Raw genomic sequence first — 20,817 nt, forward strand, 5'->3', positions numbered from 1 at the left:
CATTCCGGACCCCCTCGGCCCTCGCATGGGTGAGCGCGCTTACGGGAGGCACACGCATGTCCGAAAGTCCGGCACCGGAGACCGACGAGGCACTGAACACGGCGACCCGGCTGTTCCTCGACCACCGCGAGCTGCTGTTCGCGATCGTCTACAACATGCTCGGCGGCGTCGCGGACACCGAGGACGTACTCCAGGACACCTGGCTGTCCTGGTCCGGCAGCCGCGACCGGTCACCGCTCCGGGAGATCGACAACCCGCGCGCGTACCTCGTACGCATAGCGGTGAACCACGCGCTCAAGCGACGGGCCGTGATCAGCCGTCGGCGCGAGACGTACGTCGGTCCCTGGCTGCCCGAGCCGCTCGTGGCCGAGCCCACCGGGCCGGCGTCCGCGGACGCCGCCGACCGGGTGCTGCGCGGGGAGTCCGTGTCGATGGCGATGCTCGTCGTCCTGGAGTCGCTGTCCCCGCTGGAGCGGGCGGTGTTCGTCCTGAACGAGGTGTTCGGCTACGCCCACACCGAGATCGCCGAGGTCATCGACCGCAGCCCGGCGGCGGTCCGCCAGCTCGCGCACCGCGCGCGACGGCACGTGCACGCCCGCCGTCCGCTGTACGAGGCACATCCGCGGGTGAGAAGAGAGGCGACCGAGCGGTTCGTCGAGGCCGCTCTCGGCGGGGACATCGGCGCCCTGATGGAGATCCTCGCGCCGGACGTGACGGTGTGGTCCGACGGCGGCGGCAAGCGCCGTCCGGCGGGGCTGCGGCCGATACACGGGCGGGACAAGGCCATCCGTCTCCTCACCTCCTACGCCGGGCGGAGCGAACCCCAAGGGCTGGACATCCGCTACCGGCGCGTCAACGGCGACGACTCGGCGGTGCTCTTCGCGGGCGAGTCTCCGTACGCGGTCCTGGTCATGGACCTCACCCCCGAGGGCGACCGGGTGTCCGGCCTCTACATCGTCTCCAACCCCGACAAGCTCACGCACGTGCACCTGGGAGAGAAGGACGAGGAGGAGGGGACCGCATGACCACCACCGAACGACGGGCGGCGCGGGAGTCCTCCGGTCAGCGCGTCGCCGACTGGTTCGACGGCCGCCTCGGCACCCACAGCCTCGGCAGGAAATACCTGCGCAAGGTCTTCCCGGACCACTGGTCGTTCCTGCTCGGGGAGATCTGCCTCTACAGCTTCGTCATCCTGATCCTGACCGGCGTCTATCTGACGCTGTTCTTCCATCCGTCGATGAACGAGGTGACCTACCACGGCAGTTACGTCCCGCTGAACGGCGTGCGGATGTCGGAGGCGTACGCGTCCACGCTGGACATCAGCTTCGACGTGCGGGGCGGTCTGCTGATCCGGCAGATCCACCACTGGGCGGCGCTGATCTTCATCGCCGGGATGCTCATGCACATGATGCGGCACTTCTTCACGGGCTCGTTCCGCAAGCCCCGTGAGGTCAACTGGCTGTTCGGCTGGACCCTGTTGTTCCTCGGACTCTTCGAGGGCCTCTTCGGCTACTCGCTGCCGGACGACCTGCTGTCCGGCACCGGAATGCGGTTCGTGGACGGCGCGATCCTGTCCGTGCCGATCGTCGGAACGTATCTGTCGTTCTTCCTGTTCGGCGGCGAGTTCCCCGGGCACGACATCATCGGGCGTTTCTACTCGCTGCACATCCTGGTGATCCCCGGGATCACGGCGGCTCTGGTGGTGGCGCATCTGATCCTGGTCGTCTACCACAAGCACACCCAGTTCCCCGGGCCCGGGAAGACCGAACACAACGTCGTGGGCGCGCCGTTCATGCCCGTCTACATGGCCAAGGCCGGCGGTTTCTTCTTCCTGGTGTTCGGGGTGATCGCGTTCATCTCGGCGATCGCGTCGATCAACCCGGTCTGGTCGTACGGTCCCTACCGCGCCGACCAGGTGTCCACGGGGGCCCAGCCGGACTGGTATCTGGGCTTCGCGGAGGGCCTGGTGCGCATCATGCCCGGCTGGGAGATCAACGTGGCCGGGCACACGCTGGTCCTCGGTGTGCTGATCCCGATCGTCGTCTTCCCGCTCCTGCTCATCTTCATCGGCGCCTATCCGTTCCTGGAGTCCTGGATCACCGGTGACAAACGCGAACACCACCTCCTGGACCGTCCGCGCAACCGGCCCATCCGCACCGCCATCGGCACGGCGTGGATCAGCGTCTATCTGATCCTGCTCGCGGGCGGCGGCAACGACATCGTGGCCACCCGCTTCCATCTGTCGATCAACACGGTCACCTGGGCCGTCCGGATCGCGCTCTTCGTCGTCCCCGTCGTCGTCTTCGTCGCGACCCGGCGCATCTGCCTGGCCCTCCAACTCCGGGACCGGGAACTGGTGTTGCACGGCCGCGAGACCGGCGTGATCAAACGGCTCCCGCACGGCGAGTACGTCGAGCTGCACCAGCCCCTCGCCCCCGCCGAACTGCACACCCTCACCCAGCACGAGCAGCCCCGGCCGCTCGAAGTCGGCCCGGCCGAGGACGCGAACGGCGTGCCGAGCCCGAAGCGCCGGATGCCGATGCTGCGCCTGCGGGCCCGGCTCTCGCGCGCGCTGTACGGCGAGGGCACCCAGGTGGCGAAGCCGACGGCAGAGGAATACCGGGCGGCCCACCGGTCAGCCGAGCACCCGGCTGTCGAGCACCTGGCCGACGGGCATCCGGCCGACGGGCATTCGGCAGTCGCACAGGAGCCGGGGGACGAACAGCGGCCGGGCGAACGGGATATGAGGGAACATCAGGTGACTGGACGTCAGGTCAGTGAGGCGGGACCTCCAGACGGCTGATCCGCAGGGCGCCCCGGACCTCTCCCGGGTGGCGGCTCTTCATGGCGACCCGGAGCCGGCTGCCGCGTACCGCGTCGAAGGTGATCACCGTCGGCGCGTCGGACGAGGTGGCCCAGTCGACGTCGGCTTCCTGCACGGGCCGGTAGCGGAGCCCGTCCCAGGCGGCGACCTCCACCGCAGCGGGCAGGGAGTGTGTGGCGTCGACGGTGAAGGAGACCTCGATCCGGTCGACGAGGCGGGCACGACCCCACTCGACGGACACCCAGTCCTCCTCGCGGGCGCCGTCGAAGGCGGGCAGCAGGGCCGTGGCCGCCTTGAGGAACGCGTTGGACCAGCCGGTGGCCGGGTCTCCGTCGAGCATCGCGGCGGGCAGGGTGTCCGGGCGGCCCGAGTAACTGGCGTCCGCCAGCGGGTAGTCGGGTGCGCCCGGCCCGGGGTCGGGGGCGAAGTCGGCCGCCGGAGTGCGGTACGGCGATCCGCCGCCACGCCGAGTCGTCGTAGTCGGGCTCCGCGGCCCGGGCGTACGCGCCGGTGGGATCCGTGAGGCCGGCCGGATCGACGAGCGCGAAGCGCCAGCCGTCGCGGAGCGGGACAGTCCGCCCTCCGGTGGCGGGCCGGGCACGGACAGCGGTGTCCTCGGCGGCCCATGCGTCGGCGGTGCCCGCGAGGACCACGGGCGCCGCTGTGCCGGCGATCAGTACGGACCTGCGAGTCACCGTCACGGTGTTTTCCCTTTCGTAAGGGCTCACATTTGCTCACAACTGCTCGCGAACAAACAGATTCTGACAGTGCGACACATGTAACCGTCAATACGCCGGTAAGCGCTTCCCGTCGCTGGTGTCACATCGGCCTGAATTCCACCGTGGCGGAGGGGCCCGGCAGGGGGCTGGTGCACGGGCCGGTGTGCCATGTGCGGAAGACCCTGACGCACTAGGCTGGAACACAAGTGACGCGCTTGTTCACTGTGTGTGCGCAATGGAGTGGCGGCGATGAGGAGCCACAACGAATCCTCGGGCGACAGCCCGGGGTACCCGTTCGACGAGACCGCCACCGCGCGGGCCGTCATCGACCGCGACGGCATCCTCGTCGAGTGGAACGAGGGCGCCCGGCGCCTGCTCGGCCATGCCCCGGCCGAGGTCGTGGGTCTGCCCGCCGCGAACCTGCTGGCCCCGGACGCCGGAGCCCAGCTCCCCCCGGCTGCCGACCGCCGCTGGAACGAGACACTCGCGCTGCGCCACCGGGACGGCAGGACCCTGAACGTATGGCTGCTCGCGCACCGGCGCAGACCCGACCTGGGCGACCGAAGCGACTGGCTCGTCGTCACCCCGCTGGAGGGCGGCGAGCCGCCTGCGGACACCGACTCCCTCTCCGCCATGTTCCTGGAGCAGTCACCCTGCGCCACCGCCCTCTTCGACGAGCGGCTGCGGCTTCGGCGGGTCAACACGGTGATGGCCGAGTCGATAGGCCTCCCGGAGGAACGCATCCGCGGGCTGCGCATCCCCGAGATCGGCGGCAGACCGCAGAACGACGAGCTCGAGGCCTCCATGCTGCAGGTGCTCCTGACCGGGCAGCGCCAGGACGTACAGACCCTGGGCACCGGCAACGCGGACGGCGCGCTGGCCTGGCTGGCGCAGATGGCGCCGCTGACCGACACCGAGGGCCGGGTGGTGGGCGTCTGCCTGTCCGCGCACGACTTCACCGACCAGTACCTCGCCCGGGAGCGCCTCCAGATCGTGAACGAGGCGAGCATCCGCATCGGCTCCACCCTCGATGTCACCCGTACGGCCCAGGAGCTGGCCGATGTCTGCGTGCCCGCGCTCGCCGACTTCGTCAGCATCGACCTCGTGGACCCGCCGGAACACGGCGGCGAGCCGTACACCGGGCCGATCTCCGCCCCCGTGAGCCTGCGCCGCGCCGCCCACCGGTCGGTGAACCCCGGCAATCCGGAGGCCGTGGTCAAGCTGGGCCAGATCGACGTCTACCCCTCCCCCTCTCCCCAGGCCGACTCCCTCGTGGCCGGCCGGCCCATCGTGGCCACGGATCCCATGAGCACCCTGGCGGACTGGCTCGCCTGGGATCCGGCGCGCGGCGAGCGCGTCAGGGAACTCGGCATCCACACCACGATGTCCGTTCCGATCCAGGCCCGCGGTGCGACGCTGGGCGTCGCCGTCTTCACCCGGTTCCGGCGCCCCGACCCGTTCACCGACGACGACGTCCTGCTGGCCGAGGAGGTCACGGCCAGGGCGGCCGTCTGTATCGACAACGCCCGGCGTTTCTCCCGGGAGCGCGAGACCGCCATCGCCCTGCAGCGCAGTCTGCTGCCCCTGACGCTCCCGCGGACGGCCGCCGTCGAGGCGGCCTCGCGCTATCTGCCCGCTGCCCGGGCCGGGGTCGGCGGCGACTGGTTCGACGTGATCCCGCTGTCGGGGATGCGCGTCGCCATGGTCGTCGGCGACGTCGTCGGCCACGGGGTCCAGGCCTCCGCCACGATGGGGCGGCTACGGACCGCCGTGCGCACGCTCGCCGACATCGATCTGGCACCGGACGAACTGCTGACCCACCTCGACGACCTGGTCGTTCGGCTCTCCGAGGAGGCCGGCGTCGAGGAAACCACCGGCGAGGTGGGGGCCACCTGTCTGTACGCCGTGTACGACCCGGTCACCCGCGTCTGCACACTCGCCCGGGCGGGCCACCCGCCACCGCTGATGCTGCGGCCCGGCGGCCCGCCCGAGGAGATCGACGTACCGCCGGGGCCTCCGCTGGGCCTGGGCGGGCTGCCGTTCGAGTCGGTCGAGCTCCGGCTGCCCGAGGGCACCGTACTCGCCCTCTACACCGACGGTCTGATCGAAAGCCGCGACCGTGACCCGGACCAGAGCCGCGAGGTACTGAGCCGGGCGCTGGCCCGGACCGCGGGCTCCCTCGACGAGACCTGCCACGACATCCTCCAGTCGCTGCTCCCGCCGACCGGCGCCGCCGACGACGTGGCCCTGCTGCTCGCCCGGACGAAGGGTCTGCCGACCTCGCAGGTCGCGACCTGGGACATCCCCGCCGATCCGGCCCTCGTCGCCCCGATCCGCAAGCAGGTCGTCCAGCAGCTGGAGAACTGGGACCTGAGCGAGGCGGGCTTCACGACCGAACTGGTCGTGAGCGAACTCGTCACCAACGCCATCCGGTACGGCGAGCGGCCGATCCGGCTACGGCTGATCCACGACGCCACCACGCTGATCGTGGAGGTGTCGGACTCCAGCAGCACCGCGCCGCACCTGCGTCGCGCCAAGGTCTTCGACGAGGGCGGCCGCGGTCTGCTCCTGGTCGCCCAGCTCACCCAGCGCTGGGGCAGCCGCCACAACCCCGAGGGCAAGACGATCTGGGCGGAGCTGGCACTCGGCGAGGAGTGATGCGCCGGAAGCCTCAAGGGGCCTGACGGGCTGTCGGCTCACCTGCCGCCGCCGTAACCGCCCCCGCCGTAGCCACCGCCTCCGTAGCCACCGCCTCCGTAGCCACCGCCTCCGTAACCGCCCCCGCCATATCCGCCGCCGTAACCGTCTCCTCCGTAACCGCCGCCGTAACCGCCGCCGTAACCGCCGCCGTAACCGCTGCCGCCTCCATAGCCGCCGCCGGAACCGCCGTCGTACCAGCAGTAGTAGCCGTAGCAGACCCAGCTCGGAGCAGGGGCGGGCGTCGGGGGCGGAGGCGGTGCCTGGGAAGGCGCGGGCTTCGGGGGCGGCGGCGGGGGCGGTGTGCGGGTGGGCTCGGGGCGCGGGGCGGGCGTCGGCTTGGCCGTGTCGCTGTTCGTGTACGACGTGATCCACTCCATCTGGAGCGAGTCGACCGAGGTGTCGAGTTCCCAGCGCTGGGCCTTGCCTTCGCTGCGGGTCTTCAGGACCAGGCCCGTCTCCTCGTCCCCCGACACGGGTGCCAGCGCGAGCTTCGGGCGCCCCAGGGGCACCAGGTTTCCCTCAAGGGTGAAGTCGTAGCGGACGGCCACCTGATCCTCGTCGCCGTCGCAGGGACCCAGCCTGACGGAGGAGGGGAGCCGGGAGTCGAGGCACAGGTCCTTGTCGGCCAGGCTGCGCAGCAGACCGTCGTTCTCGTACGTCCACTGCTGCCGCTCCGAGGAACTGCAGGTGGCGACGGTGGCCTCCACGCCCGCGACTGCCTTGCCGTCGGCGATCCCGACGCAGTCGCCGCTCCCGACGTTGCGGAGCCGCCCGCTCAGGATGCCGGTCTCGGTGCCGCCGGTGCCGACCCTGGTCGGCCTGGCGTCGGGTTCCTGCGACGCCGTTCCGGCGTCCGACGAGGAGGGCTGCCCCGCGTTGTCCCCGCCGGACCACAGGACCAGTGGCACGAGTACGCAGCCGCTCAAGGCGAGGATGGCCAGGGCCACATTGCGTCGGCGCGGCGAGCGCCTGCCGGGCTCGCCCGGGCGGGTCTCCGCGTGCGGGGGAAGCCGTACGGCGTGGCGCGGACCCGCGCTGTGGAGGGCGGCGCCCGGCCGACGACTCGTGTCCCGGTGGGAGCCGGCACCCGGGGTGTCGGCCGTGCTCCCGTGACCGCTCACAGTCGGGTGGGACCCGGTTCCCTGATCGGGATCGGCACCCGGACCGGCGCCCGGACCGGCAGCCGGGTGGGCGCCCGCTCCCGGGTGAGGGGCGAGATCCGGGCGGGGGCCGGGACCCGAGGCACCGGCAGCCTGCCGGGGACTGGACCCCCAGACGGAATCGGTGTCCGCGTAGAGGTCGGCCTCGGAGGGACGTCCAGCACCCGGCTGGGGGACGGAACCCGGCACGGGCCCGGACCCGGTGCCAGTGCCAGTGCCAGCGCCGGTGCCAGTCCCCGGCTGTGATCCCGCAGCCGCCGGGTAGGAGCCCACACCCGGATGGGGGTCCATGCCCGGAGCGACCGACACCACGGGACCCGCCTCCGCCTCCTCCGTCCGGACCCGGCGCCCAGGCCTGGAGTGGAGATACTGCTGGGCCGCCCACCCGAGCACCCCCTCGGCCAGGAGGCCGGCGAGACGGCCACCCGACTGGTCCAGCTGGCCGGCCGTGGACTGGCAGTGCGTGCAGCCGGCCAGATGCTTCTGCAGATCGGGGCAGATCCTGCCGCCGGGCCGGAGCGAGACGTCGAGCAGCCGGCTGTACCGGCGGCACTCCTCGTCGGGGGCGAGTTCGCGATGGTTCTCCAGGCAGTTCTGGCGCAGCAGTTCCCGCGCCCGGTCCAGCGCGACGGAAACGTCCTCGACGGAGATTCCGAGCAGGCGGGCCGGTACCGCGAGATCCTCGGCCTCCACCTCCACATGCCACAGAACGCAGCGGGCGGACTCCGGCAGCCGATGGAACGCGCGGGACACGAGCCGCCTGTTCTCCGGCGGGAGAAGCCGGTCCGCGGCCCGTTCCTTGTCGTTCGGTTCGGACCGCAACTCGGGGCGGAGCAGCTCCCGGCGTTTGTCCGCGTCCCATTCGCCCGCTATTCGGCGCACGGTCACCAGCAGTTGCGGCCGCCATGCCGCCTTCGGTCCGGTGCGCCGAACCGACTCCCCGAAGAGCCGGGTGAATGCGGCGGTGGTGAGCATTCCGGCGTACTGCGCACCGTTCGTGCACAGTCGGGCGTACGAGAAGACCGGCACCCAGTGCCGGGAGAGCAGTTCCCCGGAGGGATACTGGGCGGGTGTCTTGCCCGAGCCCCTCTTCAGGTCCGCCGTGAGCCGTTCGTCCGTCGCATCGAACAGGCTTCCGATTATAGGGGAATTCGACGGGGTCGCGTCGCTCACGTGCACTTCCTCCAAAGCCCCCGCAGAAATAGTCCATACCAAGGGGTACGGAATTTTTCCTGCACGCTGACGGGTGCACCTTTGCACAAGGCACCACCCCGGAACAAGAGAACGCTCCCAATCCCCCATTCCCAGCAACGTCTTTGGTGGAGACAAAGTGCCAACAGAAGCCCGAAGCAATGCGATTCGGAATCGCACACTCTCAAGTTACCCGAAGTAAGTACCGATTTGGCATCAGTGAAGAAGAGGACTGCTGCCTGTAATTCGTTGGAATATGCAACCCAAGAAGGCAGGGAAGGAGCTTGACGGCGGGGTCTTCGGCTCACCCCCGTTCGCCTCCGCAACAGGCCTTCTGATTCGATTCAACGAAACCGACAATCACTCTCGAAGGACGAACCCTGAGTTCCACACTCGCCACAGCCCTTTCCGCCGCTCTCCTCGTGGCGGTACTGGCCTGTGCCGTGATCCGCCCCTTCGGCCTGCCGGAGGCCACCGTGGCGGTCCCGGCCGCCGGCGTGGTGATCGCGGCCGGCGCGATCACGCTCGACCACGCACGCGCCGAGGTCGAACTGCTCGGGCCCGTGGTGGGCTTCTTGGCCGCGGTGCTCGTGCTCGCCAAACTCTGCGACGACGAGGGGCTCTTCCAGGCGTGCGGCGCCTGGCTGGCCCGTACGTCCAAGGGGCGGCCGCAACGACTGCTGGCCGCCAACTTCCTTCTCGCCTCGGTGATCACGGCCGTGCTGAGCCTGGACGCGACCGTCGTCCTGCTCACTCCGGTGGTCTTCGCGACCGTGGCCCGGCTCGGCGCCCGCCCCAAGCCCCACGTGTACGCCACCGCCCATCTGTCGAACACGGCCTCGCTGCTGCTGCCCGTCTCCAACCTCACCAACCTGCTGGCGTTCACGGCCAGTGGTCTGAGCTTCACCCGGTTCGCCGTGCTGATGGGGCCCGCGTGGGCCGTCGCCATCGCCGCCGAGTACCTGGTCTTCCGGCGCTTCTTCGCCGGCGACCTCAAGGGCGACGCCCCGGAGACGACCACGGTCGAGCCCGTCGAGCTGCCCGTGTTCGCACTGGTCACGGTCGCCTGCACGCTCGCGGGCTTCGCCGTGGCGTCCGCGCTCGGCATCGAACCGGCCTGGGCGGCGACGGCCGGAGCGCTCGTCCTGGCCGGCCGGGCACTGATCCGCGGCCGCACCACACCGCTCGCCGTCCTGCGCGCCACCTCACCGGCCTTCCTCGCCTTCGTCCTGGCGCTCGGCATCGTGGTGCGTGCCGTGGTCGACAACGGCCTCGCGGACGTGCTCGGCCATCTGGTCCCCGACTCGTCCAGCCTGTTGGCGCTGCTCGGCATCGCGGCCCTCGCCGCCGTCCTGGCGAACCTCATCAACAACCTGCCCGCCGTCCTGGTGCTGCTGCCCCTGGCTGCCGTGGCGGGCCCGGGACCGGTCCTCGCCGTACTGCTCGGGGTGAACATCGGCCCCAACCTCACCTACGCGGGATCGCTGGCCACGCTGCTGTGGCGGCGCATCGTGCATCAGCACGAACACGAGGTCGATCTCGGCGAGTTCACGCGGCTCGGTCTGATCACCGTGCCCGCGACGCTGATCCCGGCCGTGGTGGCCCTCTGGCTCTCGCTGCGCGTGTTCGGAGCCTGAGGCGCACGCCGCCTGCTCACCGGGACCATGTCGGCCGTCCCGCCCGCGCCAGGTCGTGCGCGGAGCATTGACGCTGTGACATGGTCATGCAATGCTCCGTTTTGGGAGCGCTCCCATTGTCCTGTCGTCCCCGTGAGACGGCATCCGTGGACCCAGTCCAGGCACCGGGAGGCGCTCCATGCTCACGTTCCCGCACGTGCACCGCCGCCCCACAAGACGCCGTACGAGAAAACGCGCGACAGCCGCCCTGCTGACGGCGGCCCTGCTCTCCGGCGGTATGGCCCTCGCACCCGGCGCGACCGGGCTCTCGTCCGCCGCGTCACCGTCGGCCGCTCCGCCGGCCGCCGCGGACCCGGCCGCCACCGCGACGACGCCCGTGCGGGTCAACCAGGCGGGCTACCTGCCGGACGGCCCCAAGCGCGCCACGGTGGTCACCTCGGCCACCCAGCCGCTGACCTGGCAGTTGCGAAACGCGGCGGGCTCCGTGAGCGCCTCCGGCCGGACCGTCGTACACGGCGCGGACACGGCCTCGGGCGAGGCCACCCACACCGCGGACTTCTCCGCGTACCGGAAGGCGGGCTCGGGGTTCGTCCTGGTGGTCGACGGGCAGAACAGCGCGCCCTTCGACATCCGCGCGGACCTCTACGACAGTCTGCGCTCGGACGCGATGGCGTTCTTCTACCACCAGCGCAGCGGCACACCGATCGAGGCTTCGCTGGTGGGTCCCGCGTACGCGCGGCCCGCCGGGCACATCGGAGTCGCACCGAACCAGGGCGACACGAACGTGCCCTGTCAGGCCGGGGTGTGCGACTACACCCAGGACGTGCGCGGCGGCTGGTACGACGCGGGCGACCACGGCAAGTACGTCGTCAACGGCGGGATCTCCGCCTGGACGCTCGTCGACTCCTTCGCGCGGGCCGAGCGGGCGGGCAACGCGTCCGCGCTCGGCGACTCGACCCTGCGGATACCCGAGCGCGGCAACGGCGTCCCGGACGTGCTGGACGAGGCCCGCTGGGAGCTCGACTTCCTGATGCGGATGCAGGTACCGGCCGGCAAGCCGTACGCCGGTATGGCCTTCCACAAGATCCACGACGCGGCCTGGACAGGCATCCCGACCCGCCCCGAACTCGACGCCCAGCCACGCGAGTTGCACCGCCCGTCCACCGCGGCCACGCTCAACCTCGCCGCCACGGCGGCCCAGTGCGCGCGGGTCTTCAAGCCGTACGACCCCACGTACGCGAAGCGGTGTCTGAGCGTGGCCCGTACGGCGTGGACCGCCGCGAAGGCCAACCCGGCGATCTACGCCCCGGAATCGGACAGCACGGGCGGCGGCCCCTACAACGACACCCAGGTCACCGACGACTTCTACTGGGCGGCGACCGAGCTGTACGCGGCGACCGGGGAGCGCGCCTACCGGGACGCGGTCACCTCCTCGCCCTGGCACACCTCGTCCGGCGCGCTCACGCCGACCGGCTTCAACTGGGCCGACACCGCGGCGCTCGGCCGGCTGACCCTGGCCACCGTGCCGAACGGGCTGCCCGCCTCGGACATCAGGCGGGTGCGCGCGTCCGTGACGGCCGCGGCCGACGGGCACCTCGCCATGATGGCGGGCCAGGGCTACGCGGTGCCCATCCCCGCGAATGGGTACGTGTGGGGCTCCAACAGCCAGGTCACCAACAACGCGATCGTCATGGCCACCGCCTACGCGCTCACCGGTCAACAGCGGTACCGCGCCGGGGTGTTGGAGTCGATGGACTATCTGCTGGGCCGCAACACCCTCGACCTCTCCTACGTCACCGGCTATGGCGACACGTACGCCCGCAACCAGCACCACCGGTTCTGGGCGAACCAGTACGACGCCTCGCTGCCCAACCCGCCGGCGGGCTCCCTCGCGGGCGGTCCCAACAGCGGTCTGCAGGACCCGGTGGCACAGGAGCACCTGGCCGGCTGCTCCCCCGCGGCCTGCTACATCGACGACATCGGCTCGTACTCCACCAACGAGGTGACGGTCAACTGGAACGCCCCGCTGGCCTGGCTGGCGGCCTTCGCCGCCGAGCGCTGCCCTCCGCGCGACTAGATCGCAACGGGCGTCAGCGTCGGAGCCCGGTCCGGTACGCGCCGGGCGGGGCTCCGTAGCGCTGCCGGAAGACGCGGTTGAAGTGGAACGGGCTGCTGAAGCCGGAGGCCGCGGCGACCCGTTCCACCGGCAGGTCGGTCGCTTCCAGCAGTCGCGCGGCGTGCAGCAGCCGGGCGGCAAGCAGCGCACGCATCGGGGACCGGCCGAGCTGCTGGGTGAAGAGGTGCGCGAAGCGGGACGCCGAGAGCGAGACCCCCGCGGCCAGTGACTCCACGGTGTGCGGGGCGCCCGGGTCGGCCGCGATGAGCGCCTCGGCCTGGCGGATCCGTACGTCGAGGCCGGACCGGTCGGGTTCCGCGCGAGCCGTGGCGGTGGCGAGCAGGACGACGGACTCCAGGGAGCAGAGGGTGAGCTCGCGAGCGGCGGTTCCGTGGGCCACGGCGACCCTGTCGTCCTCGGGTTCCCCGTCGATCTCTTCCTCGGGCCTTTCCTCGGGCGGGGATCCTGCCCCGGTCCAGCGGGCGTCCGCGAGCATCCGCCGGAACGCCGAATCCAGTCGTCCCCGCACACCGTCCGGGACCGGTGTGACGGCGTACAGCCGGTCCCCGAGCGCGTACGGCCGCAGCCAGTCGGTCCAGGTCGGCCGTGCCTGGCAGTGCACCCACCAGAACGCCCAGTGCCTCGCGCCCGGTGCGACGGTGTAGTGGTGGGGCAGGTCCGGGCCGAGGACGACGAGGTCTCCCGCGCCCGCCCCCGTCTCCGCGACGCCCTGGGCCAGCCGACCCTCACCACCCGTGGTCCAGACGAAGAGCCAGCTGTCGGCGCCGCCCGGCCGGCTGATGCTGTAGCCGGGGCGCTGGTCGAAGCGGCCGACCGTCACCAGGCCGGGCGGCGGGGACGGGGCAGCAGGCTCGGGCAACTGGTCAGCACGCACAGGCATCCTCCCGGAAGGCGCTCCTGCCTAGCGTGGGGCATGCAGGACACCGACGCGAAGGGACGGTCGCATGACAGTCACGGGCAGGGGCACGAAAACGGACCCGGGCGGGGGCGCGAGCGGGAACGTCGTGCGGCGCTTCGAGGAGGACGGCTTCACCGTGGCGCGCGGGCTGTTCGCCCCGGCCGAGATCGACGCGCTGTGCGCCGAGTTCGACGCACTGCACGCCGGCGGACCGGTCCCCGGGCACTTCGAACCCCGCGCGACCGAAACGACGGGCCCGGCGGACCCGCTGCACGTCTACCCCCGGGTCATGAACCCGCACCGCATCAACGATCTGGCACTGCGCCACCTCCTCGAACCGCGACTCCGCGACATCCTCGAACTCCTGCTGGGCGAGGAGGTGTTGGCGGCGCAGAGCATGTTCTACTTCAAGCCGCCGGGCGCCCGTGGCCAGGCCCTGCACCAGGACAACTTCTATCTGCGGGTGGAGCCGGGCACCTGTGTGGCCGCCTGGGTCGCCTGCGATGTGATCGACCGGGAGAACGGCGGCCTCGAAGTGGTCCCGGGCACCCACCGCATGGACGTGTTCTGCCCCGAGGAGGCCGACGAGGGGCTGTCGTTCGCCCGCGAGTACGTTCCGCCGCCGCCCGGGCTGGCCCCCGTTCCGGTCGACATGGAGCCCGGTGACGTCCTGTTCTTCAACGGCAGCCTGGTGCACGGCTCCCAGCCCAACCACAGCGCCGACCGCTTCCGCCGCTCGTACATCGGCCACTACGTCGGCCGCTCCGCCGAGCGCATCGGCCGCTTCTACCCCACCCTGACGATGCGCGGGGACCCGGTCCCACTGCGGGAGAGCGAAGGCGCGGGCCCGTGCGGCACGGAGTTCGAACCGGCGGGCCCGCACTGAGCCCGTTGGACTCCCACCGCGTCAGGAACGCAGCAACTCCGCCGCGCCCAGGTCGAGTACGCCGTCGTGCCAGGTCAGCCCGCGCAGATCCCGTACGACGACGGGGGCGTCGGTGTCCAGACCGCGCGGCCCGACGCCGATGACGTACGCCCCGGCCGCCGCCCCCGCCGTGGCACCGGCCACGCTGTCCTCGAAGACGACCGTGCGTGCCGGGTCCGTGCCCAGCTTCCCGGCGGCCGCGAGATAGCCGTCGGGGGCGGGTTTGCCGTGGGTGACGTCGTCCGCGGTGATCAGCACGGGCGGCAGGGGCAGGCCCGCGGCGGCGATACGGGCCCGGGCGAGCGCGTTCACTCCGGAGGTCACCACGGCCCAGCTGCCCTGCGGCAGGCTCGTCAGCAGGTCGAGGGCGCCGGGCAGTGCGGTCGTGGTGGCCGCCGCCTCGATCTCCAGGCGGTCGATCTCGGCGAGGGCGGCGGGCCGTTCCCCGGGGTCGGGCACGAGCAGTGCGACGGTGTCGGCGGAGCGGCGGCCGTGCACCATCGCGGTGACCTTGTCGGCGGAGAGACCGCGGGCGCGGGCCCACTTGCTCCATGCCTGGTCGACGCCGAGGTCGGAGTCGACCAGCACGCCGTCGTTGTCGAACAGGAGGCCTTCGCAGGGGATGTTCACGGCCTCGCCTCCCGGATGACGGGACGGTTGCGGTAGCGGCCGACGAGTTCTCGCGCGGCGGTCTGCATCCGGGCGGGCGGCAGTCCGTCGGCCAGCAGGGTCAGGTCGTCGACGACCATGTCGCCGATGGTCAGGAAGGCCTCCGGGATGCCGCCCGCGCGATGGGCGGAGAGGACCAGGCCCTCCAGTTCGCGGGACGGGTCGTCGGCGGCGACGGGTTCGTCGGGCCAGACGTCGATGCCCGCGAGAAGCCTGCCCTCGGCGACCCGCGCGAGCAGCGCGGGAAAGTCCACGACGGGCGCTCTGCTGACCAGCACGAGCCGGGCGCCGTCGGGCAGCAGTCCCAGCTCACGCTCGCCGAGCAGATGGCGGCTGTCGTCCGTGACGGTCGCGAGGACGAAGACGAACCGGCTGTGGGACAGGGTCTCGTCGAGGCCGGCCGGGACGAGCCCCTGCTCGCGCAGCGCGGCGGCCGGCAGCCAGGGGTCGTAGACGCGGAGGGTGGGGCGGAAGGGAGCCAGGAGCGGGTGGAGGCTGCGGCCGAGGTTCCCGAATCCGATCAGGCCGACGTCCGCGCCGCGCAGCAGTACGGCGTCGGCGTTGCCGTCGGAGACGTACCGTTCGCGTCCTGCCCGGAAGGCGCGGTCCTCTCGGCTGATGCCGCGTGCGAGGTCGAGCGCGAGCCCGAGGGCGTACTCGGCGACGGCCTGGGCGTAGGCCGGTCCGCAGCCCAGGACGTGGACGCCACGCCGGAAGCACACCTCGTAGTCGACGTTCGGGAAGAAGTTGCCCTCGACGTTGAGCAGGGCCCTCAACTCGCCTGCCCGGGCAAGTCGTTCGGCGGGCAGATCGGGCTGGCCGACGACGGCGAACGTGTCGGGCAGCGCCTTGTCGAAGGCTTCCTCGGTGTCCGGTTCGACGACGGTGAATCGGTCGTGGAGCCGGGCCAGTGCGTCCGGGGTGAAGATGCGTTCCTTGGGGTGCGGGTCGGTTTGCAGGATCACGAGCGGCTTGTGCGGGGTGCTCACGGCTCTCCTTGCATCCGTCACGGTTCTCGTACAGGCACTGGCGTCGGCCTCACCGAACGGTAGCCCGGTGCTGTCGGCACGGCACCATGGCCGAGCGCCCGTCTGGCGTGTTCAGGGGTACGGGCAGCCACCGCTCACCGGGCCAGGCCTCACGGTCGGCCGACAGAGAGCCCCGCTGCGAATCCCAGGATCGCGTCGGCGACCGGGCGCGGGTTCTCCAGCAGCATCGCGTGGGTGCCGTCGATGTCGGCGACGGTCACCTCGGCACGGCTGTCGGCCAGTTCGGCGAGATCCCGGGCGAGTCCCTTCGCGTAGGCCGCCATCAGTTCGTCGAACCAGTCGAGGCCCGGGGTCGACGGGACCGGCCGCAGCGCGCGGCCGAGCAGCAGGGGCCGGTCCATGCGGCGGAAGAGCGCGAAGAGGTCGAGCGAGTCGATCTCGGCCAGCATCTCCAGGGCGTGCTCCCGCCCGGGCCGCAACTCCAGCTGTCCGTCGGCGCGTTCGTGGACGGAGCGACGGACGCCCGCTTCCAGCAGCTCGTACGGGATGCCCAGTTGCGCGGACATCGCCCGCTGCTGGGCGAGCAGGTCCTTGAGGCCGCCCGGGGGAACGACCTGGCCCGCGACCGTCGCGGCCAACTCCCGTACCTGGGTGAGCCGTTCGTCGACATACGCCTGATCGAGGCCGACGTACTGGCCGGGCCGGCCCCACCCGAATCCGTCCAGGTTCACCGCGCCCGGAGTGACGTCCGGGTGGTCCAGGGCGTACCGGACGGCGAGCATCCCGCCGAGCGAGTGGCCTACCGGGAGCGCCCCGGGAATGCCGTGCGTGTCCAGGACCACCTCGATGTCGGCGAGCACCTCGGGGATGCTCCACGTGCCGTCCGGGGAGTACCCGTGTCCTCTCAGGTCCACGGCCAGCACCCGGTGGTGGCGGGCGAGGAGCGGGGCGACGGCGGCCCAGTCCGCGAGAGTACGGCCGGCGCCGTGCAGCAGCAGGAGGGGGGTGCCCTTGCCGCCGTGGTCTTGGACGGCGAGGGTGACGTGTTCTCGGATCATGATCAAACACTAGAACGTGTGCCCGGTCGGCCGTTCCTGTGGGGTGACAGGCCTTGTCGTCGCCGGGTGCGGGTGGGTGGGGGCTGATCGCGCAGTTCCCCGCGCCCCTTAAAAGCCGGTGGCTCAGGGCCGTTGTCGGCTGCCGGTCGCCGTGGGTTGCTCGCGCAGTTCCCCGCGCCCCTTAAAAGCCGGTGGCTCAGGGCCGTTGTCGGCTGCCGGCCGTCGGGGGTTGCTCGCGCAGTTCCCCGCGCCCCCAAGAAACGGTGGCTCAGGGCCGTTGTCGACTGTCGGCCGTCGGGGGTTGCTCGCGCAGTTCCTCGCGCCCCTGGCGGGGCGGGTGCCGTACGCGACGAGGCGGCCGCAACCCCCATCCACCCAGGGGCGCGGGGAACTGCGCGATCAGCCCCCACTCACCCGCAGACGACACACCGGCCCAGGCGGAGCCAGGCGCGGACTTGACGCGAAAGAACTCGCACGGTTTGATCCGAGGCGTGCCCAGGCCCCCAGCCCGGCACGCAGAGGTGCGCCCAGCCGGTATCGGACAAGGTTCTCAGTCCGGCCAAAGTCGCCAGGACCGTCACGGGGTCCGAGGCGGGGACGTACTCGCGATTGATGGAGCGGACATGCCCGTCAAGCGTGACGCCCGCGCAGGAGTGTTCAGGGTGACCGCTGCCCTGATCGTCCTCGCCGCACTGGCTTCCTGTTCGTCGGATCCGGACGGCAAGGGCCCGGACGAATCCACGAAGCCGAGCCCGAAGGCCGTTCGGCTGCCCCCCGTGCACGCGGGTTTCGACTACCAGATCGGCGGCGCCTATCCCCCGCCCGCCGGCGTCCGTATCGTCGCCCGCGATCGCAAGGCCGAACCCGCGCGCGGTCTCTACAACATCTGTTACGTCAACGCGTTCCAGGCCCAGCCGGACGAGCAGGACGACTGGCCCGCCGACCTGCTGCTGCGCGACAAGAAGGGCAAGGTCGTCGTCGACGGCGACTGGGACGAGGCCCTGCTCGACATCGGCACGCCCGCCAAGCGCGAACGCGTCGCGGACCGGATCAACGAGTGGATCGACGGCTGCGCGGACAAGGGCTACGACGCCGTCGAGCCGGACAACTTCGACAGCTTCACCCGCTCCCGCGGGCTGCTCAGCGCGGCCGACGCCACCGCCTTCATCAAGCTGCTCTCGGACCACGCGCACGCCCGGGGCCTGGCGATCGGGCAGAAGAACACCGTGGAGCTGGCCGGTCAACGAGCCCGTACGGGGCTCGACTTCGCGGTGGCGGAGGAGTGCGGCGAGTACGACGAGTGCGGTGAGTACGCCGAGGCGTTCGACGACCGGGTCGTCGTGATCGAGTACACCGACAACGGTTTCAGGAAGGCCCGTTCGGGCTTCGGCGACCGGCTGAGCATCGTGCGCCGGGATGTGCTGGTGTCGACGCCGGACAGCGCCGACTACGTCCGCAAGACCCGCTGACGGAGGCTCCCGATGACTCGGACCCGAGGTGTGTTGTGCCCTGTTGAGCGCCGCGGCCTGCTCAAAGGAGCTGCCGCTGTCGCCGCCGCGCCGCTGCTGGGCGCCTGTTCGCAGGGCGCGTCCGACGGCGTGGATGCCGATGGAAGAGTGACCGTGGAACTGTGGCACGGCCAGGTCGACACGGCCAAGGACGCCATACAGTCGCTGGTCACGGAGTTCAACCGGACGCACCCGCGGATCCGGGTGGACGCCGGTGGCGGCGGGGTCGTCTCCGACGCGATGCTGCAGAAGGTGACGGCAGCGCTGGCCGCCGGCTCCTATCCGGACATCGCGTACGTCTTCGGCTCCGACCTCGCCAGCATCGCCCGCAGCCCCCGGGTCGTCGACCTGACCGACGCGATGCGCGGCGGCCCCACGGCCTGGAAGAGCTTCTGGGCGCCGGTGCGCGCGGCGGTCACCGTCAACGGCAGGGTGCGGGCCGCTCCCGCGGTGCTCGACTCGCTGGCCGTCGTCTACAACAGGAAGCTGTTCCGGCAGGCGGGCATCCCTTTCCCCGAAGCGGGCTGGACCTGGGACGAATTCACCGACACGGCACGCAAGTTGACCGACTCCGGCGGGGGCGTCTTCGGAACGGGCTGGCCCGGCACGGGTGACGAGGACACGGTCTGGCGGCTGTGGCCGATGATCTGGGACCTGGGCGGTGACGTCGTCGCCGACGACGGCAGGAGCATCGGCTTCGCCGGCCAGGGTGTCCGGGCGCTCGACACCCTGCGGCGACTGGTCGAGGACAAGAGCGTGTACGTCGATCCGAAGCCCGGCGGCGAGCAGATGTACCAGGTGTTCCTGGGCGGCCGGATGGCGATGGTCCCGACCGGGCCCTGGCAGCTGCCGGACATCCTGGACGCCGAGGTGGACTACGACGTCGTACCGCTGCCGTCCTACAGCGGGCGGCCGATGACGATCTCGGGCCCCGACACCTGGACCGTCTTCGACAACGGCTCCGCGCGCTCGCGGGCAGCCGTGGAGTTCGTCCAGTGGATGATGCGGCCCGAGCAGGACGCTCGCTGGGACATCCGGGCCGGGAGCCTGCCCCTCGGTTCCGCGACGGAGCGGCGCCCGCAGTGGCTCAAGCACTCCCGGGAGACCACCGGACTCGCGGTGTTCACCGACGCGCTGGACTCCGCCCGGGTCCGGCCCGTCCATGCCGCGTACCCGCAGATCTCCCAGGCGCTCGGCGAGGCCATCGTCTCCGTCCTGCTCGGCAGGGACTCCCCCGCCAAGGCGCTGCGCCGGTGCGCCGACAAGGCCGACGCGGCACTGCTCATTCCGCGCTGACCCCGCACGGATCCGGACCCGCATGGATCCGGACCCGCACGGATCCGGACCCCTCACAGATCCAGCAACCTCACGGATCCACCGCTCGACCTGTGCTGATCCCGCGCTGTACCAAGGGAGGAAGGCCGCATGACATCACTGCCCCGCGCCATCACCCTCGCGCCGCAGTCCCAGCCGCGGGCACCGGCCGTCTCACGGCGCGGTGCGCGGCGGCGCGCCCGGCGGGAGAAGGCCACCGCCTGGGCGTTCATCGCCCCATCGGTCCTCGTCATCCTGGGCCTGGGCATCGTCCCGGTCGTCTGGTCGCTGCTGCTGTCGTTCCGCGCCGACGACCTGGTCACGCCGGGCCGCTGGGTGGGCATCGACAACTACCGGGCGCTGGCCCAGGACCCCAACTTCCATACGGCGGTGGGCAATACGCTGCTGTACGCGGCGCTGTTCGTGCCGCTGAGCCTGCTCGGCGGTCTGGCGCTCGCGCTCGCCCTCAACCGGCGTATCCGGTTCATCGGCCTCTACCGGACCCTGCTCTTCATCCCGTTCGTGGTGTCCGCGGCCGCGCAGGGCGTGCTGTTCTCCTTCATTCTCGATCCGGAGTTCGGCGCCGCCAACTCGCTGCTGCACAAGTTCGGCATCTCGCCGCAGGGCTTCCTGACCGACCCCGACCAGGCCATCTACCTGCTGGTCCTGATCTCGCTGTGGAGCGGTATCGGCTTCTGCGTGGTCGTCTATCTCGCCGCGCTGCAGGACGTACCGCGCGAACTCGTCGAGGCCGCCCGCATCGACGGGGCCGGCCGGTGGCGCGTACTGCGGCACATCACCCTCCCGGCCCTCACCCCCGTGACGGTCTTCCTGCTGCTGTGGCAGCTGATCATCGCACTCCAGGTCTTCGACCTCGTGTACGTGACCACGAAGGGCGGCCCGCTCGGCTCGACCACCGTGATCGTGTACTTCGTCTGGCAGCAGGCGTTCCAGATGTTCACGGCCGGATACGGGGCCGCCGCCGCGTACGTCCTCGCGCTCGCCCTGCTGGTCGCGGGGGTGGCCCTGCGTGTCGTCCGGCGCCGGCAGGGGCGCGTCGTGGAAGGGGCCCTCCGATGAGTACGCGT

The 20,817-nt window shown here is 71.2% G+C and carries 14 protein-coding genes and 1 pseudogene; 9 read left to right on the forward strand and 6 right to left on the reverse strand.

All coding sequences use genetic code 11. The annotated features are described in order from the left end of the window. Positions 1-56: 56 nt before the first annotated feature. Positions 57-1,025, forward strand: a complete 969-nt coding sequence (sigJ, locus tag ACFWXQ_RS02150; protein ID WP_386267328.1) for an RNA polymerase sigma factor SigJ — start codon at positions 57-59, stop codon at positions 1,023-1,025. Continuing rightward, positions 1,022-2,803 carry a cytochrome bc complex cytochrome b subunit gene (locus tag ACFWXQ_RS02155; protein WP_383949612.1) on the forward strand — a complete coding sequence of 594 codons (1,782 nt, stop codon included), beginning with the start codon at positions 1,022-1,024 and terminating at the stop codon, positions 2,801-2,803. Before sigJ ends, ACFWXQ_RS02155 begins: the two co-directional genes overlap by 4 nt. Here the strand turns inward: ACFWXQ_RS02155 and ACFWXQ_RS02160 are convergent. Continuing rightward, a pseudogene (locus tag ACFWXQ_RS02160) lies at positions 2,775-3,368 on the reverse strand (discoidin domain-containing protein); the annotation flags it as partial. The gene ACFWXQ_RS02155 and the pseudogene ACFWXQ_RS02160 overlap by 29 nt on opposite strands. 424 nt (positions 3,369-3,792) lie before the next feature. Here ACFWXQ_RS02160 and ACFWXQ_RS02165 point away from each other — a divergent pair. Further along, complete coding sequence (locus ACFWXQ_RS02165) at positions 3,793-6,201, forward strand: SpoIIE family protein phosphatase (protein ID WP_386267330.1); 2,409 nt, start codon at positions 3,793-3,795, stop codon at positions 6,199-6,201. Between the two features lie 38 nt (positions 6,202-6,239). Here ACFWXQ_RS02165 and ACFWXQ_RS02170 read toward each other — a convergent pair whose 3' ends face one another. Beyond that, positions 6,240-8,576 carry a ricin-type beta-trefoil lectin domain protein gene (locus tag ACFWXQ_RS02170; RefSeq protein WP_386267332.1) on the reverse strand — a complete coding sequence of 779 codons (2,337 nt, stop codon included), beginning with the start codon at positions 8,574-8,576 and terminating at the stop codon, positions 6,240-6,242. Positions 8,577-8,953: 377 nt separating this feature from the next. On the opposite strand from ACFWXQ_RS02170, the gene ACFWXQ_RS02175 reads away from it, so the two are divergent. Both ACFWXQ_RS02175 and ACFWXQ_RS02180 read left to right on the forward strand, forming a co-directional pair. Continuing rightward, a complete protein-coding gene (locus ACFWXQ_RS02175) occupies positions 8,954-10,231 on the forward strand; it encodes an SLC13 family permease (RefSeq protein ID WP_383940973.1) in 1,278 nt (425 codons plus the stop codon). A gap of 178 nt (positions 10,232-10,409) precedes the next feature. Further along, the gene (locus ACFWXQ_RS02180) at positions 10,410-12,308 is read left to right on the forward strand and encodes a glycoside hydrolase family 9 protein (protein ID WP_383940961.1); all 1,899 of its coding nucleotides are present in this window, start codon (positions 10,410-10,412) and stop codon (positions 12,306-12,308) included. Positions 12,309-12,321: 13 nt separating this feature from the next. Here the strand turns inward: ACFWXQ_RS02180 and ACFWXQ_RS02185 are convergent, their stop codons facing one another. After that, entirely contained in the window at positions 12,322-13,248 is a 927-nt protein-coding gene (locus tag ACFWXQ_RS02185) for a helix-turn-helix domain-containing protein (RefSeq protein WP_383940958.1), read from the reverse strand. Positions 13,249-13,312: 64 nt separating this feature from the next. Between ACFWXQ_RS02185 and ACFWXQ_RS02190 the strand changes: the two genes are divergently transcribed. Next, positions 13,313-14,152 (forward strand): phytanoyl-CoA dioxygenase family protein, encoded by an 840-nt coding sequence (locus ACFWXQ_RS02190; protein ID WP_383940955.1) that lies wholly within the window; start codon positions 13,313-13,315, stop codon positions 14,150-14,152. 21 nt (positions 14,153-14,173) lie between these two features. On the opposite strand, the gene ACFWXQ_RS02195 is transcribed toward ACFWXQ_RS02190, so the two are convergent. The 3 genes from ACFWXQ_RS02195 to ACFWXQ_RS02205 form a co-directional block, all read right to left on the reverse strand. Further along, positions 14,174-14,821 (reverse strand): HAD-IA family hydrolase, encoded by a 648-nt coding sequence (locus ACFWXQ_RS02195; RefSeq protein ID WP_383940952.1) that lies wholly within the window; start codon positions 14,819-14,821, stop codon positions 14,174-14,176. Beyond that, positions 14,818-15,849, reverse strand: a complete 1,032-nt coding sequence (locus ACFWXQ_RS02200) for an NAD(P)-dependent oxidoreductase (protein ID WP_383940949.1) — start codon at positions 15,847-15,849, stop codon at positions 14,818-14,820. The genes ACFWXQ_RS02195 and ACFWXQ_RS02200 overlap by 4 nt, the downstream gene beginning before the upstream one ends. A gap of 149 nt (positions 15,850-15,998) precedes the next feature. Further along, the gene (locus tag ACFWXQ_RS02205) at positions 15,999-16,907 is read right to left on the reverse strand and encodes an alpha/beta fold hydrolase (protein WP_383940946.1); all 909 of its coding nucleotides are present in this window, start codon (positions 16,905-16,907) and stop codon (positions 15,999-16,001) included. A 623-nt stretch (positions 16,908-17,530) separates the two neighbouring features. Between ACFWXQ_RS02205 and ACFWXQ_RS02210 the strand changes: the two genes are divergently transcribed. From ACFWXQ_RS02210 to ACFWXQ_RS02220, 3 genes are all read left to right on the forward strand, one after another. Beyond that, positions 17,531-18,376: an endo alpha-1,4 polygalactosaminidase gene (locus ACFWXQ_RS02210; RefSeq protein WP_383940943.1), complete on the forward strand. Its 846-nt coding sequence runs from the start codon at positions 17,531-17,533 to the stop codon at positions 18,374-18,376. 12 nt (positions 18,377-18,388) lie between these two features. Beyond that, positions 18,389-19,711, forward strand: a complete 1,323-nt coding sequence (locus ACFWXQ_RS02215) for an ABC transporter substrate-binding protein (protein ID WP_383940940.1) — start codon at positions 18,389-18,391, stop codon at positions 19,709-19,711. Between the two features lie 129 nt (positions 19,712-19,840). After that, a complete protein-coding gene (locus tag ACFWXQ_RS02220) occupies positions 19,841-20,809 on the forward strand; it encodes a carbohydrate ABC transporter permease (protein ID WP_383940936.1) in 969 nt (322 codons plus the stop codon). Positions 20,810-20,817: the final 8 nt, after the last annotated feature.

It is taken from the genome of Streptomyces sp. NPDC058697, assembly GCF_042715345.1.
GTDB classification, from domain to species: Bacteria; Actinomycetota; Actinomycetes; order Streptomycetales; family Streptomycetaceae; genus Streptomyces; species Streptomyces liliifuscus.

What these genes read in the sequence shown, in the direction of transcription:
- ACFWXQ_RS02165 (WP_386267330.1), top strand. Translation starts at nt 3,793, where the DNA reads ATGAGGAGCCACAACGAATCCTCGGGCGACAGCCCGGGGTACCCGTTC.
- ACFWXQ_RS02205 (WP_383940946.1), bottom strand. Translation starts at nt 16,907, where the DNA reads ATGATCCGAGAACACGTCACCCTCGCCGTCCAAGACCACGGCGGCAAG.
- ACFWXQ_RS02155 (WP_383949612.1), top strand. Translation starts at nt 1,022, where the DNA reads ATGACCACCACCGAACGACGGGCGGCGCGGGAGTCCTCCGGTCAGCGC.
- ACFWXQ_RS02180 (WP_383940961.1), top strand. Translation starts at nt 10,410, where the DNA reads ATGCTCACGTTCCCGCACGTGCACCGCCGCCCCACAAGACGCCGTACG.
- ACFWXQ_RS02210 (WP_383940943.1), top strand. Translation starts at nt 17,531, where the DNA reads ATGCCCGTCAAGCGTGACGCCCGCGCAGGAGTGTTCAGGGTGACCGCT.
- ACFWXQ_RS02185 (WP_383940958.1), bottom strand. Translation starts at nt 13,248, where the DNA reads ATGCCTGTGCGTGCTGACCAGTTGCCCGAGCCTGCTGCCCCGTCCCCG.
- ACFWXQ_RS02220 (WP_383940936.1), top strand. Translation starts at nt 19,841, where the DNA reads ATGACATCACTGCCCCGCGCCATCACCCTCGCGCCGCAGTCCCAGCCG.
- ACFWXQ_RS02190 (WP_383940955.1), top strand. Translation starts at nt 13,313, where the DNA reads ATGACAGTCACGGGCAGGGGCACGAAAACGGACCCGGGCGGGGGCGCG.
- sigJ (WP_386267328.1), top strand. Translation starts at nt 57, where the DNA reads ATGTCCGAAAGTCCGGCACCGGAGACCGACGAGGCACTGAACACGGCG.
- ACFWXQ_RS02215 (WP_383940940.1), top strand. Translation starts at nt 18,389, where the DNA reads ATGACTCGGACCCGAGGTGTGTTGTGCCCTGTTGAGCGCCGCGGCCTG.